We start from the raw sequence: 14,066 nt of genomic DNA, 5'->3' as shown, positions 1-14,066 counted from the left end.
TTCCACGAGAAATCAATTGCACCGACCTGTCCCTATCCCTATCCCTATCCCTGTCCTGCGGAGCCTTCCAGCCCGAAACGCGAACTGCGAGCTTCGCGGGGCGCGAAAAACTCCAAAAAATGGACTCGGCCCGTCATTTCGCCTAACAGTCGGCGAACCAGTCTAAAAGACTGTGAGATTTCAAGCCAAGTTCAAGAGCATGACTGACCAAGCCACTGCCGCGATTCTGGGGACACTTCAGTCGTTTCGCGTTACTTTTCTGTCTGTCGCGGGGATCATCTTCGTCGTCCTGGCCGCGGCCATCTTCATATTTGTCCAGCCCCGTTCGCTTGTCCGATCCGCGGTCGAGATCGGAGCCTTCGCCTTCAACGGGCGGGAGGAGCCGATCCAATCGCCGGAACTGCTCGCAAAGCGCATACCCGTTGTCTATGGGCCGGCCGCCCTGGCGGCATTGGCCAAGAACGGCGCGCAACAATCGACGCTCGGCGCACTCCAAAATTTGTCGGCCGACAGCATCGGCCAGACGGTGAGCATCCAGAGCACCATCGACCCCGCCGCCGCCGAAGACGCCAAGGCGCTCCATCAGAAGATCATCGACCAGATCGTGGAAGAGGACGCCAAGCGCAGCGACTTCGTGCGCGAGGCCGCCTCCCTGCGGACTGTGCTGATGAAGCAGACCAGCGACGGGGTGGACCAGCAGATCGCGGAATATGGGAAGGTGCTCGACCGCGTGGGCGGACTGCTGGCCGAAACGGAGGGCTCGATTCGCGACATGCAACTCGAGCGCAGCACGGCGCTCCAGCGCGCCGCAACGCAGCTCGAAGCGGACAACAAGGCGATGCCCGACATTGACGGGTTCCGCAAGGAAATCGCGAGCCGCGTGGAATTGCTAGCCGTCCTGAACGAGGATCGCGCCCAATCGACGCGCGATCTCACCACGTTACGCTCCCAGCGCGATGCCCTTGCATCGACTCTCCTCGAGGCGCAGATCGCCGCGAGGGCGTTCAAGAGCACGCGCATCGCGCTCGCGCCCGAGGTCATGCTGCAACCGGTGGGCACAAAGCGGCTCTCCCTCTTGGTCATCGCCGCGGTCGCCTCGATCCTGGTTGCATTCGGAGCGATTGCCTTTCTTCACACCTTCGTCGTCACGAAGACCTGACGGATCGGCCGGCCACGGTCTCGCGGCCAACCAATCCCTGCGCAGATGAGCAGCGAAGTGGACGAGATCTTGAACCGTAGCCCCATCGAGGTCGACACGAGCCGCAACGAGGGACTCGGGCCGGTCTTCCTCATCTACCTGCACGTGGCCGCCTGCTTCGTCTCCATGGCCTATGTCGTGCAGTACTACGCGCCGCTCATGCGCCTGACCCCCACGAACAGCGACAGGCTCTTGCTCGCCGCGCTGAACATCGCACCCTTCGCTCTGCTCTCGATCCTGTTCGCCGTGTGCCGCTTCAGCTTCGGCTACCTCGTCGGCTTCTACTTCTTCACCATGCTGATGGGATACCTCTGGCTGCTCCCGCTATCGACGTTCTCTTACGACCACGTCGTGGCCTATGCCTCGGCATTCGCCTCGGGACTGACGTTCCTCTTGCCCGCCATGCTGATGTCGATACCGGCCAGACAGAGGTTCGTTTTGTCGGAGGCCGGCTTTCGAAGGCTGCTGACCTGCATCCTGGTGCTTGCCGCCGCAGCACTCGGAGCCGGCGCGCTCTACAATGTTCGGCTGGTCGGGATCTCCGAGATCTACAATTTCCGCAACCAGCTCGAATTTCCGGCCTGGCTCTCGTACGGGCTTGGGATCACCTCGAACGTCCTGCTGCCGTTCGCCTTCGCCTGCTTCGTCGTCGAGGGCGCCAAGTGGCGGGCCGCCCTGTGCCTGCTCCTGCTGCTCATGTTCTATCCTATCACCCTGGCCAAGCTTTCGCTTTTCGCGCCGGTGTGGCTGATCATTCTGGCGGTCGCATCCCGGGCCTTCTCGACGAGAACCGCGGTGATCCTGTCTCTGCTGGTACCGATCCTGTTCGGCATATTGCTGGCCAGGCTGCTCGACCTGAACGTCATCTCGTTTCAGCAGTTCATCGCCTATTTCAGCCTGGTCAATTTCAGAATGATCGCGCTGACCTCCAGCGCCCTCGACTTTTACAACGACTTCTTTGCCCATCATGACCTGACCTGGTTCTGTCAGGTGAACGCCCTTAAATCCTTCATCGACTGCCCCTACCGCGAGCCATTGGCGATCGTGATGCAGAACGCCTACAATGTGGGGAATTTCAACGCATCACTGTTCGCAACCGAAGGCATCGCCTCGGTTGGCGTCGGACTTGCGCCGCTCGCCGCCTTCATTTGCGGCCTGGTCGTGGCGGTCGGCAACTCCGCCTCCTCCGGCCTGCCATCGCGATTTGTCCTGTTGTCGGCCGGCGTGCTCCCGCAGATCTTCCTCAACGTCTCCCTCACGATCACTTTCGTGACCAACGGCGCTGCACTGCTCTTCATACTCTGGTACGTGACCCCCCGGCCACTCTTCGGCAAGCCGGCATGAAAGCCGCGGAACGAGTCCTCGGACCGACCGGGGCCTTCGGCCTCACGACCCCTTCGTCGTGGCAAGGACGCCTGCTGCTGCTTTGGATTCACCTGGTCGTCTGCTGCGTGTCGCTGGTCTATGTCGCCCAGTTCTACGGTTACACCGGAGCGGTCGCCTTCGCGCAGGCGCAGTTGCCGACAGCGGCCCTGGTCGTCCTGCTGCTCGCGGCAGTCGCCGTCCTCTTTGCGCGTGCCCGGTTCAGTTTCGGCTATTTCGTGGGCTTCTATCTCTATACCCTGATCGTCGGCTATGCGTGGCTGCGTGTATTCTCGAAATTTCCCTACGACCGGGCGCTGTCGCTCGCTTCCGCCATCGCTTCGATCGTCGCGTTCCTGGTCCCGGTGCTTTTCATCACCGGACCCATCAAGCAGCATGTCGTTCTGAGTGATGACGCGGCGAAGAAGTTGCGGCTGGTCATCCTGATGATCGCGGCCGCGACAGTCGCGGCGGGCACATTCTACAATTTCAGACTGGCGGGCATCGACACGATCTATGACTTCCGGAACGCCTTGGAATTTCCTGCTCCGCTCCGGTACGCCATCGGCATAACGTCGAACGCGCTGCTGCCGTTCGCCTTTGCCAGCTTCGTCACGAGCGGTGAAAGAGTGAAAGCAGCAATTGCCCTTCTGCTGCTGCTGGCGTTCTATCCAATCACCTTGACCAAGCTGACCTTCTTTGCCCCGTTCTGGCTGCTCTTTCTCGCGGTGGTCGCCCGAGGGTTCGAACCAAGAGCCGCCATTCTCCTGTCTCTGCTCCTGCCGATCTCCGGCGGACTGTTGCTGATCATTCCCTACAAGCTCGGAGCCATCCCGTACGAGCTGTTCATCAAATACTTCTCGGCAATCAACTTCCGGATGATCGCGTTCCCCTCGATCGCACTCGACGTCTACAACGACTTTTTCTCGACCCATCAGCTAACGCACTTTTGTCAGATCCTTCTGATCAAGACGTATCTTGGCTGTACCTATAACGACCCGCTATCGGTCCTGATGTCCAAGAATTATGAGCTCGGGAACCTGAACGCATCACTGTTTGCCACCGAGGGCATCGCATCCGTCGGGCCCCTTGCGGCGCCGGTCGCGGCGGCCGCCTGCGGGCTCGTCATCTCTCTTGGAAACCGGGCCTCGGCCGGCCTGCCTCCGAGATTCGTCATCCTGTCGGGGGGATTGTTGAGCCAGGTGCTCCTGAACGTACCATTGGCCACGAACCTGCTGTCGAACGGGGCCCTGATCATCTTCATTCTCTGGTACGTTACGCCGAGGCCGGCTTTCACCGCCCAGTCGGACCGAGCGAAGGCTCCGGCGCCTGCACGTTGAGAAAACCAATGCTAATCGTCGAGGTGTTGAATGCATAACGTTCTGATTACTGGAGGGGCCGGATTCATCGGCCAAAATCTGGTGCATGCGTGGCGGGCGGCTCGTCCGGATGACCGGCTGGTCGTCGTGGATGCGATGACATATGCGGCCAACATCCGCAGCCTCGAACCGCTGATCGCGAACGGCGGCATCGTCTTCGTCAAGGGCGACATCAGGAATGCGGGTCTGGTGCGCGCACTGTTTGACGAGCACAAGTTCGATCGCGTGCTGCATCTGGCCGCGGAATCCCACGTCGACCGTTCCATCGTCGATCCCGAGGCGTTCCTCCAGACCAACGTGCTCGGCACGTTCACCCTGCTCAAGGCGGCCCTCGATGCCTGGCGCGCCTCCGACACGATGCGGCATGCGCGCTTCCTCCACATCTCGACCGACGAGGTCTATGGATCGCTCGAACCGACGGACCCGCCCTTCTCTGAGTCCACGCCCTATCGTCCGAATTCGCCCTATGCCGCCAGCAAGGCGGCCAGCGACCATCTCGTCCGCTCCTTCGTGGTGACTTATGGGCTGCCCGCGCTGATCACCAATTGCTCGAACAATTACGGCCCCTATCAGCACCCGGAAAAGCTGATTCCCCTGATGATCATCCATACGCTGGAGGGCAAGCCGCTGCCGATCTACGGGGATGGGTCGAACATTCGCGATTGGCTGCACGTGTCCGAGCACTGTCGGGCGCTGATGACGGTCGTCGAGCGGGGATCTCCGGGCGAGACCTACAATGTCGGCGGCGGCAGCGAGCGGAACAATCGCGATGTCGTCGGCACGATCTGCGATCTGATCGACCGCGCGTTTGCCGGAAGTCCGGCGCTGGCCGCGCGCTTTCCGTCATGCCCGGCGGCGACCAACCAATCCTGCCGCTCGCTGATCCGATATGTCACGGACCGGCCCGGCCACGACCACCGCTACGCCATCGATGCGCGCAAGCTCGCAAACGAACTCGGCGAAAGCTGCAGCATCACCTTCGAGGCCGGCCTCGATCAGACCGTCCACTGGTACCTCGACCACCAGAGCTGGTGGGACGAGATCGTAAGCGGCGGCTACAAGGCCTGGCTCGACAAGAATTACAGCTTCCGGATCGCGGTCTAGGGGATGCGCATTCTGATACTCAACGCCGACTACCCGCGCTTCCTGGCGTGGCTGTACCGGCGCGACCCTGCCTTGTCCGAGGCCTCCTACGTCGACCAGATGTCGGCGAGGAACGCGACCCTGTTCGGCGTGGCCGATTTCTACTCGCGCAACTTCGCCGAACTCGGCCATACCGCGGCGGAGATCCACGTCAACAATTCCTATCTGCAATCGGCCTGGGCGCGCGAACACGGCATGACCATCGAGGCACCTGCCGAAATCACGTCCAGCAAGGTACAGCGGCTCCCCGGCTGGCTGCAGCGGGCGGCGGTGCCCTTCAAGCCGTTGCTGCGTCCACTGGCGCGGCGTGTGGGCCTCAGCCCGCGCCTCGACTCACAGAGCGAACGCATCCTGCTCGCGCAGATCGAGGACTTCCGCCCCGATCTCATTCTCAATCAGGACGCCTTCCACGTCGACACACGCCTGATCCGCCGCATCAAGGCATTGTGCAACCCGGTCATCATCGGACAGGTCGGCATCGAGCCGTCCCCCGGCGAAGACTGGGCCGCCTACGATCTTATGATTTCGCAGTTGCCGACGACGGTCGAGTGGTTCCGCAAACGCGGCAGTCGCGCCGAGGTCAACCATCTGGCCTTCGACCCGGTCGTGCTGGAACGCCTTCCGGCGGCGGTCGAGGCTCCCGTCGACGTGTCATTCGTCGGAACAATCTCCGATGATCACCGCCAGCGGATCACGCTGCTCGAGGCCGTGGCGCGACACTATGATCTCAAATTGTGGGGCACGCTGCCGCGAACGCTTGCTGCATCCTCGCCCTTGCACGCCTGCTTCCAGGGCGAGGTCTGGGGCGCGGACATGTATCAGGTGTTGCGGCGGTCGAAGATCACGTTGAATTCGCACATCGACCTCGCCGGCCGGGAGGCCGGGAACATGCGCTTGTTCGAGGCGACCGGCGTGGGGACATTCCTGCTCACCGACTTCAAGGACAATCTTCACACCCTGTTCGAGCCCGATCGCGAAATCGCCGTGTGGCGCACGGTCGACGATTGCCTGAAGACCGTCGAGCGATATCTCGACGATGCCGGCGGCCGCACCACCATCGCGCAGGCTGGTCACGCAAAGACCCTCGGCGAACACACCTATCGTCATCGCACGAGAGAGATTCTCGGTTACGTCGAAACCTTGAGGCCCTGACCATGAAGCTGCCCCGCGCAATCAGGCAAATCGGCAAACGCGTTGTCAACGCGTCGCCGCTGCTCCGCCGGCAGATCCTGACGTCGACCGACTACAGCGTGCTTGGCGGGGTCGAGGAAGCCCGGAAGGCGCAGGCTTCATCGGGTGGTTGGCTCGCTGCGCGGACCGTGCGCCGTCAGGAGCGGGCCTATCTTGGCCTGATCGCCGCCATGAAGCGGGGCGAGCCGCGGCTCGACCTCCAGGTGGCCGCCGAGGCTGTTGCTGCGACCGGCATCGGGCAGCCTCGATTGCTCGAGGTGGGATGCGGCAGCGGCTACTATTCGGAGGTATTCGATGCCCTGGTCAAAGGCGGACTGCTTTACACCGGCATCGACTATTCCGCCGCAATGATCGAGCGGGCGCATGCCAACTACCCGTCCGCAGCCTTCGAGGTCGCCGACGCGACCGCCCTGCCCTATGCCGACGCCGCCTTCGATATCGTGTTCAACGGCGTATCGCTGATGCACATCATCGATTATCCCGCAGCGATCCGCGAGGCGGCGCGCGTCGCCGACTACTGCATCCTGCACAGCGTGCCGGTGTTCGACGATCACCCGACGACATATCTGCGAAAATATGCCTATGGCGCGCCGGTGGTCGAGATCGTTTTCGGCAGGCAGGAACTGATCGGCCTGTGCGAAGCAGCCGGGCTGCGCCTGGAACGAAGCTGGCCGTCCATTCCGTATGACGTGTCCAAGGTGACAGGCCATCGTTCGAAAGCAGAAACCTATCTCCTCTCGAAAAGGAAATAGTCGGGGTGAGAGGCCGCCGCAATCAACTGGACGTCACAGCGGCGCGACGACAGTCCTGACGTAGGGTCCCACGACGTTGTCGAGAAGCATCATCTGCTTGATCTGCGACAGACTGGCCCAGCGGTAGGTACGATCATCGATCGTCAGCGCGGACGCGTCCTCCACGAACAGGATCATGTTTTCGTTCGACTTCTGCCAGAAGCGGCTGCCTTCCTCATTGTGCTTCGATCTGTAGATTAGACGAATATTGTCGGACGGATCGAGGCATTCCGCAAATGGCGCGCGGCGGGCGCCTTTCAGGCCGCGGATGTTTTCCCACGTGCTCTGAATGGTCGGGCAGAACTGCAGATAGCCTATGTTGCCCGGATCGGCCTTCGCCTGCAGCAGAAACTCCACGCCACGATCTCGCGTTTCCCGGGACAGCAACGCGAGAACGCCGCCATCGGTCTGCGTGAAAATCGGCTGGTCCCATCCAGCTATCTCGCGAAGGCCGGGCGCGCTCTGCACCCTCACGCCCTCGATCCGGAAGAATTGTCCGCTCACGTTGTGGATATTGCCGTCGTCGTCCTGTCGCCAGTTCGCGACATCGCGCAATGCGATCAAATGAGCAGAAAACGGCACCTCTTTGCGGCGGTCTTGCAGCCACTCAATCAGCTCGGAAGGGTCATTGGCTTCCGCGTACAGTGAAGCCCGCAGCCTGTCCCTCAGCCAATCGAGGTTCTGATGCTCGGCCATGCTAGATTTCCGCTCTCACGACATCAATGATCTCGTCGACCTCGTCGTCCGTGAGGTGCGGATAGATGGGCAAGGAGAAGATTCTTTGTGCCTTCTTCTCCGCAACGGGAAACTGTCCAGGGCGATAGCCGAGATCGTGATAACCTCGCATCAGGTGGATGGGCCACTTGTACTGCACACCACATTTCAGGCCTCGCGCCTGGATTCGTGCCAAGGTTTCGTCACGGTCACGCGGCGCCTCCACCACAAAGAGGTGGTAGACGTGACGGCCATAGTTGTTCTCGGCCGGCATCTCAAGGCCGCAACCCGCAAAGCCGCGCCGGTAACGGCCGGCGATGCTACGGCGGCGCTCGATCCAACCTTCCACTCTCGGCAACTTCAGCGAGAGAATTGCTGCCTGAACCTCGTCCAGCCTTGAATTGAACCCATGTCTCTCCGCGTAGTAGGTCTGCTCCATACCGTAGAAGCGCAGCGAACGGGCGAGATCGATGACTGCCTGGTCACGGCTGAGGACCATTCCGCCGTCGCCATACCCTCCGAGCAGCTTGGTCGGATAGAACGAGAACGACGACGCATGACCAATGCTTCCCGACTGCCGCCCCTTGTAGAGCGCGCCCTGCGACTGGGCGCAGTCCTCCATCACCTTGAGCCCGTGCCGCTCGGCTAGCGCCATCAGCGGGTCCAGATCGACGCACTGGCCATACAGATGGACCGGGATGATCGCCCTCGTGCGCGGCGTGATTGCCCCCTCGACCTGCTCGACATCCATGAGGAAATCATTGTCCCGCACGTCGACGAAGACCGGGCGTGCGCCGAGCGTCTGGATCGCCGATACGGTCGGGACCGCGGTGTTCGGCACCGTGATGACCTCGTCGCCAGCCTTCACGCCGAGCGCGGCGAGCGCAATGTAGATCGCATCGGTGCCGCTATTGACGCCGACGCCTCCGGTCACGCCGACGCATTCGGCCATCTGGCGCTCAAAAGCCAGCCCCTCCGGCCCGAGAATCAACTGACCTGAGCTGAAGACACGATCGACCGCAGCGAGAATCTCGTCCCGCAACTCGTCATATTCGCGTCCGTATTCCCAAAACGGCGGCAGCATTGGTCACCACTGATTCACTGCTCTTGACTCTGAAGTGTGTTCAGAACGAACTAGCAAACCTCTTCTGGAATGTCGACATCGGTAGTTTTGACAGAACACAGCCAAGGGTATGATCGGGAGGTCCTGCAGTGCCCCCAAAGTATGAACGCAAGCAGCATGCGCGGATTCTAGCGCGCAACTCCCTTGTAGACGAAAAAGGCCCGCCCGGTCACGACGTCGAGTACCTGCAAAACTCGCGTTGCCAAATTTCGCACCTTGCCCTCGAGGTATTTCCTGAGACCGACATTCGATGACCGCCCATGCGGCTTCATTTTGGGAACAGCCAGAAGCGCGCTGGTGCTTCGCTCGATCTCGAGCAATTCATTGATGTACGGCTTATAGATGTGCTCGCGCGCGTTCATGGAGAAAGGCGCCCGATAGCGCCGGTGACTGTTGAAAACGAACCAGACCAGGCCCTTCTTCAGCCCCTGGAAATGGAAAAATATCAGCGGGTGCGCCTTGTCGATGATGACGGTGTCGTTGCTGAAATCGATTCGATAGTTGCCGATGTTCCAGGGAGCCAGGTTCGCTCCGATGTTATCGATAATCTTAACCCGCGCGGATAGACCGGGAAAGGCATCGAGATAACCCTGATCAGCAAAGCGCCCGTTGTCCACGTAATCATAGCACCATTCGATGCACTTCTTTCGCCACCACTCGATGACTGCCCGACCGTCCGGCTCGTTGCGAACGCCGACCCAACCGACATTGTAAGTGCCGAACTTCTTCAGCCGCGCGATCTCCCGGGTGTAACGGTGGGGAATGATCGCAACCGACGAGCCTTCGAGCTCATGATAGATCGTCTCGGGCGACGCGTAAAAATAGAGATCGCCGTCCAGATACGTCACCCATTCCGCGTCTTGCTCTCGTTTCAGCACGAAGAGCATCCAGGCCGGCGAACAGGTGAAGAAATATTCGATCGTGCTGCGCGTCGACCGCGTCGCCGCCACCTCGGGATCAGCGGCCTCGAAATCGGCGAGCCGGCACGGCACGAGATGCGGAAGGTCGAGCGCTAAGAGCGCGCGGTAGCAGATGTCATTGAGACAGAGCACCCACAACCGCGCACCCGGCGCATATCGTTGCAGCGACTGATACAGGGCGACGCCCCGCGGCAGGTAGTTGTGGTCAAAGTAAGTGCAGTAGACGCGCTTCGCCATGATGCCTTGTCGGTCAGCCGGAAGGGGCGCGGCGCGCGGAAGAGTCGTGCCGAAGACGTCCCCGCTCCATTCCTAGCCCAGAGGTGGAGACCTAGCAACGCAGCCACCTCTCCCCGGTCTAACGCACTGGAAAAATTAACGATTTTTCTCTCTGGGGATGGGTCTTGGCATCGACTCGACCGTCTCCGACCTTTGAGTTGGCTACGGCGCGTGCTAACGGACCACCCTACCCTAAGTAGCCGTGAACACTGACATAGAGTGCGAGCACATGAAACGCAAAGGAATCATTCTGGCCGGCGGTCGCGGAACCCGGCTCTATCCGTTGACGCTTGCCACCTCGAAGCAATTGCTGCCGATCTACGACAAGCCGCTGATCTACTACCCTCTGACCACCTTGATGCTTGCCGGAATCCGCGAGCTGCTGATCATTACGACTCCGGAGGAGATCGACCAGTTCAAGCGGCTGCTCGGCGATGGACGGCAATGGGGCATCGAGTTGTCCTTTGCCATCCAGGATCATCCGGGCGGCATCGCCGAGGCATTCCTGATCGGCCGCGAGTTCCTGGCCGGCAGTGCCTGCGCGCTGATCCTCGGCGACAACATCTTCTATGGCGACAACCTGCGCGCCCTGATGCGTAATTCGGCCGAGCGGACGCGCGGCGCAACGGTATTCGCCTGCTGGGTCGACGATCCCGAGCGCTATGGCGTAATCGAGTTCGACCTATCGCACCGTCCGGCGGGAATCGTCGAGAAACCAAAGGCGCCGAAGTCGAACTATGCCGTAACGGGCCTCTATTTCTACGACGAGCGCGTCGTCGATGTCGCGCGCGAAATCAAGCCTTCGGCGCGCGGGGAGCTCGAGATCACCGACGTCAATCAGTGGTATCTGGAACGCGGCGAGCTTCGCGCCGAGCGTTTCGGCCGTGGCTATGCCTGGCTCGATGCAGGAACTCACGAGTCGCTGCTCGAAGCTTCGGAGTTCATCTACATCGTCGAAAAGCGGCAGGGACTGAAGATCGCCTGTCCGGAGGAAGTCGCCTTCCTCCAGGGCTTCATCGATGCAGAACAGCTCGTGAAGCTCGCCGAGCCGATGAAGAATACCGCCTACGGCAAATACCTCATCCGCCAAGCCAGCCTCCTCTAACAGACGTCGTCCGGACCAGCGGGTGATAGTCCGCTAGTCCGGAACCGACGCCATCAGTGTCGCACGAATGCGGCGAGTCCAGACCACGCCGGCCACGAGACACACTGCGACCAGCCACAGCACGCTTTCGCCGACGAGGCGTGGGAAGCCCGCAAGCGGTAGCGAGGACCTGATAACGGCGCCGAGGCCGTATCCGAGGACAATGATGACCGTGGCGACAATGCCGCTGAACAGCAGGTGGCGAAATGCATTCTGCAACGTCTGGCGCATGAGGATGGAGCCGAGCACGCCCATTTGAATCAGGAGATCGCTCAGCACGATCGCGATCGCCGCTCCGAGCACGCCCAGCACGGGGATCAGCGTTATGGACAGAACCAGGAAGGCGACGAGCTGCAGGCCTTTCGTACGAACCAGAAGGTCCCGTCGATTGCTGTAATTGGCGAAGGAGAGCGCGAGCAGCGATGGCGCGGTGGCGACGGAGCCGAGCAGCAAGGTCGCGGTGAGCGCAGCGTCATAGGGGACGCTGCCATGCGTCCATAGGGCGAAGAAATCCGGCCAGAACGGCAGGAGGCCCGACACGATCAGGCTGGACAGGATGGTGACGAGCAGCGAGCCCCGTGCAAAGAGCTGGCGCAGACGATCCCTGTCTCCGATGGCGTAGTCATGCCCGAGCTCGGCGGCGAGCGGCAGGCTGACCTGGACGCACAATCCCCTCAGAAGCCCAACGACCACTCTCGTCAGTCCCCACTGCGCGACTGCAATACGATCGACTAGGAACGCGCTGACCAGGAGCACGGGCGCGTTGAGCAACGCAAGCTCCGTCACGTTGGCAACCGCGAACGGAAACGCCAGCCGGAATTGCCCGACCGACCAGCGCCAAAACTGGCGCCGGAACACCGGCGCCTGCTTCCGACGAAGGAACGGAAACAGGTGCGGCGCATCGATTGCGACAAGGAAGAACGCCATCGCAACCTGCGTCGAGAGGAAGGCGACAGCGACGGCGACCAGCGTACCGAGCATCAGGATGGCGACGAGCTGAGCCAGTTGTGCGACGAGGATAGCGCCGTTCTGCAGCCACACCGCGCGGCCGTACTCGCCGCGCGCCCGGTACAGCGCCGACACCAGGTTGGACGGCAGGATCACCAGCACGCCAATTGTCATGACAAGAAGGGCGGTGTCGAACCCCGCCACTCCCTGGAATCCCAGCACGGCGGCCGGCGGCGCAAATTGCGTCAGCGCCAGCACGACCACGCTGAGCGCGCCCGCCACGGCGAAATAGATCAGCCGCATGCGCGCGTAGAAGCTTGCCGTGCGCCCGTCGGGATCGACGCTCGACTTGAAGGTCAGGAAGCGATTGATCGCGTGGAGCTGCAGGCCGGCATCTGCGATGAGCATAAGATTTCCAGCGGCGAGGATGGCCAGCCAGGCCGCGAGCACATCGCTGCTCCAGAAATGCAGGAAGACCGGGACGAGCAGGACTTGCTGCGTGATGCCAAGAGCCAGCTGGACCAGATTTGCCGACCAGCCTTGAACAAGGCGGCGAACCCGGCTATGACGCCCGGAGTCGGCTGGCCCCAAGTTTCCGCTCGCATCGGCTTTGTGATTCAAGGCCATCTCTCTCCACGGGAGCGAGCTAGCAGCCTCGCGGATGGATGTCGATATGATTTCCGGCGAGACCCCGCGGTCGACATCGATGAGTAAGGAATGATATCCGAGTTCATACCCTTTAATCGGCCACATCTGACCGGAAACGAGCTGGGCTATATCGAGCAGGCGCAGCGGAATTTCCACCTGTCCGGCGATGGTCCGTTCACGAAGCGCTGCCACGAATGGCTCGAGCGGAACACCGGATGTGCCAAGGCGCTGCTGACGCACTCCTGCACCTCTGCTCTCGACCTTGCCGCAATGCTGCTCGACCTCGAGAGCGGCGACGAAGTCATCGTGCCCTCCTTCACCTTCGTATCAACCGCGAACGCGTTCGTTCTTCGCGGCGCGGTGCCAGTGTTCGTCGATGTGCGCGAGGACACGCTTAACTTGGACGAGCGGCAGATCGAGGCCGCGATCACATCGCGGACGCGCGCGATCGCGCCCGTGCACTATGCTGGCGTCGGCTGCAACATGGACCCGATCCTGGCGATCGCCGAGCGTCACAACCTCAGCATTGTCGAGGATGCCGCCCAGGGCATCATGGCCGACTACAAGGGACGCGCGCTCGGGGCGATCGGTCGTATCGGAAGCTTCAGCTTTCACGAGACCAAGAACATCATGTCCGGCGAAGGCGGGTGCATCCTTCTGAACGATCCCGAACTCGTCACCAGGGCCGAGATCATGCGCGAGAAAGGGACCAATCGCAGCCGGTTCTTCCGCGGCGAAGTGGACAAGTACAACTGGCAGGATGTCGGCTCGTCCTTTCTGCCGAACGAGATGACCGCGGCGTTTCTGTGGGCCCAGCTCGAGCAGGCCGACCGCATGACGGCCGAGCGGTTGGCGATCTGGAATCGCTACCACGGCATGCTCGCCGGACTGGAGCAGCGGGGCCTGCTGCGCCGTCCTATCGTGCCTGACGGTTGCCGCCAGAACGGACACATGTACTACGTCCTGCTGTCCCAAGATATCGACCGCGGTACGGTTCTCGCCGCGCTCAAGGAGCACGGAGTTCACGCGGTGTTCCACTATGTGCCGCTTCACTCCTCGCCAGCGGGACGGCGGTTTGGTCGCGCGGCCGGCGAACTCAAGACCACGACATCGGTCTCGGAACGGCTGATCAGGCTGCCGTTCTGGATCGGCTTGAGCGAATCGCAGCAGGAGCGGGTCTGCGACACGCTGCGGCAAATTCTCCTGCACTGATCCGAAAAGCGTAGCCG

13 protein-coding genes are annotated in these 14,066 nt (G+C 61.5%); 9 read left to right on the top strand and 4 right to left on the bottom strand.

Going from position 1 to position 14,066, the window contains the following annotated elements:
* Nucleotides 1-199: 199 nt before the first annotated feature.
* The 6 genes from MTX21_RS39310 to MTX21_RS39285 all read left to right on the top strand — a co-directional run bounded on the left by MTX21_RS39310 (nucleotide 200) and on the right by MTX21_RS39285 (nucleotide 7,025).
* Nucleotides 200-1,159, top strand: a complete 960-nt coding sequence (locus tag MTX21_RS39310; protein WP_280969777.1) for a hypothetical protein — start codon at nucleotides 200-202, stop codon at nucleotides 1,157-1,159.
* Nucleotides 1,160-1,228: 69 nt separating this feature from the next.
* Nucleotides 1,229-2,542: a hypothetical protein gene (locus MTX21_RS39305; RefSeq protein WP_280969776.1), complete on the top strand. Its 1,314-nt coding sequence runs from the start codon at nucleotides 1,229-1,231 to the stop codon at nucleotides 2,540-2,542.
* Nucleotides 2,539-3,900 carry a hypothetical protein gene (locus MTX21_RS39300; RefSeq protein ID WP_280969775.1) on the top strand — a complete coding sequence of 454 codons (1,362 nt, stop codon included), beginning with the start codon at nucleotides 2,539-2,541 and terminating at the stop codon, nucleotides 3,898-3,900. The genes MTX21_RS39305 and MTX21_RS39300 overlap by 4 nt, the downstream gene beginning before the upstream one ends.
* A gap of 30 nt (nucleotides 3,901-3,930) precedes the next feature.
* Nucleotides 3,931-5,043 (top strand): dTDP-glucose 4,6-dehydratase, encoded by a 1,113-nt coding sequence (gene rfbB / locus MTX21_RS39295; RefSeq protein ID WP_280969774.1) that lies wholly within the window; start codon nucleotides 3,931-3,933, stop codon nucleotides 5,041-5,043.
* A gap of 3 nt (nucleotides 5,044-5,046) precedes the next feature.
* Entirely contained in the window at nucleotides 5,047-6,234 is a 1,188-nt protein-coding gene (locus MTX21_RS39290; RefSeq protein ID WP_280969773.1) for a glycosyltransferase, read from the top strand.
* Between the two features lie 2 nt (nucleotides 6,235-6,236).
* Complete coding sequence (locus tag MTX21_RS39285; RefSeq protein ID WP_280969772.1) at nucleotides 6,237-7,025, top strand: class I SAM-dependent methyltransferase; 789 nt, start codon at nucleotides 6,237-6,239, stop codon at nucleotides 7,023-7,025.
* 33 nt (nucleotides 7,026-7,058) lie between these two features.
* On the opposite strand, the gene MTX21_RS39280 is transcribed toward MTX21_RS39285, so the two are convergent.
* The 3 genes from MTX21_RS39280 to MTX21_RS39270 form a co-directional block, all read right to left on the bottom strand.
* Nucleotides 7,059-7,760: an NDP-hexose 2,3-dehydratase family protein gene (locus MTX21_RS39280; protein WP_280969771.1), complete on the bottom strand. Its 702-nt coding sequence runs from the start codon at nucleotides 7,758-7,760 to the stop codon at nucleotides 7,059-7,061.
* A 1-nt stretch (nucleotide 7,761) separates the two neighbouring features.
* On the bottom strand, nucleotides 7,762-8,862 hold the full coding sequence (locus tag MTX21_RS39275) for a DegT/DnrJ/EryC1/StrS family aminotransferase (protein ID WP_280969770.1): 1,101 nt from the start codon (nucleotides 8,860-8,862) through the stop codon (nucleotides 7,762-7,764).
* A gap of 167 nt (nucleotides 8,863-9,029) precedes the next feature.
* Nucleotides 9,030-10,058 (bottom strand): hypothetical protein, encoded by a 1,029-nt coding sequence (locus MTX21_RS39270; RefSeq protein WP_280969769.1) that lies wholly within the window; start codon nucleotides 10,056-10,058, stop codon nucleotides 9,030-9,032.
* Between the two features lie 268 nt (nucleotides 10,059-10,326).
* On the opposite strand from MTX21_RS39270, the gene rfbA reads away from it, so the two are divergent.
* Nucleotides 10,327-11,202: a glucose-1-phosphate thymidylyltransferase RfbA gene (rfbA, locus tag MTX21_RS39265; RefSeq protein ID WP_280969768.1), complete on the top strand. Its 876-nt coding sequence runs from the start codon at nucleotides 10,327-10,329 to the stop codon at nucleotides 11,200-11,202.
* A gap of 33 nt (nucleotides 11,203-11,235) precedes the next feature.
* Here the strand turns inward: rfbA and MTX21_RS39260 are convergent, their stop codons facing one another.
* On the bottom strand, nucleotides 11,236-12,597 hold the full coding sequence (locus MTX21_RS39260; RefSeq protein ID WP_280969767.1) for a hypothetical protein: 1,362 nt from the start codon (nucleotides 12,595-12,597) through the stop codon (nucleotides 11,236-11,238).
* Here MTX21_RS39260 and MTX21_RS39255 point away from each other — a divergent pair.
* Entirely contained in the window at nucleotides 12,565-12,903 is a 339-nt protein-coding gene (locus tag MTX21_RS39255) for a hypothetical protein (RefSeq protein ID WP_280969766.1), read from the top strand. The genes MTX21_RS39260 and MTX21_RS39255 overlap by 33 nt on opposite strands.
* Before the next feature lie 3 nt (nucleotides 12,904-12,906).
* On the top strand, nucleotides 12,907-14,049 hold the full coding sequence (gene rffA, locus MTX21_RS39250; protein WP_280969765.1) for a dTDP-4-amino-4,6-dideoxygalactose transaminase: 1,143 nt from the start codon (nucleotides 12,907-12,909) through the stop codon (nucleotides 14,047-14,049).
* The last annotated feature ends 17 nt before the right edge of the window (nucleotides 14,050-14,066 follow it).

This window comes from Bradyrhizobium sp. ISRA430 (assembly GCF_029909975.1).
Taxonomy (GTDB): Bacteria; Pseudomonadota; Alphaproteobacteria; order Rhizobiales; family Xanthobacteraceae; genus Bradyrhizobium.
This window is presented reverse-complemented; position numbering and strand designations above follow the sequence as displayed.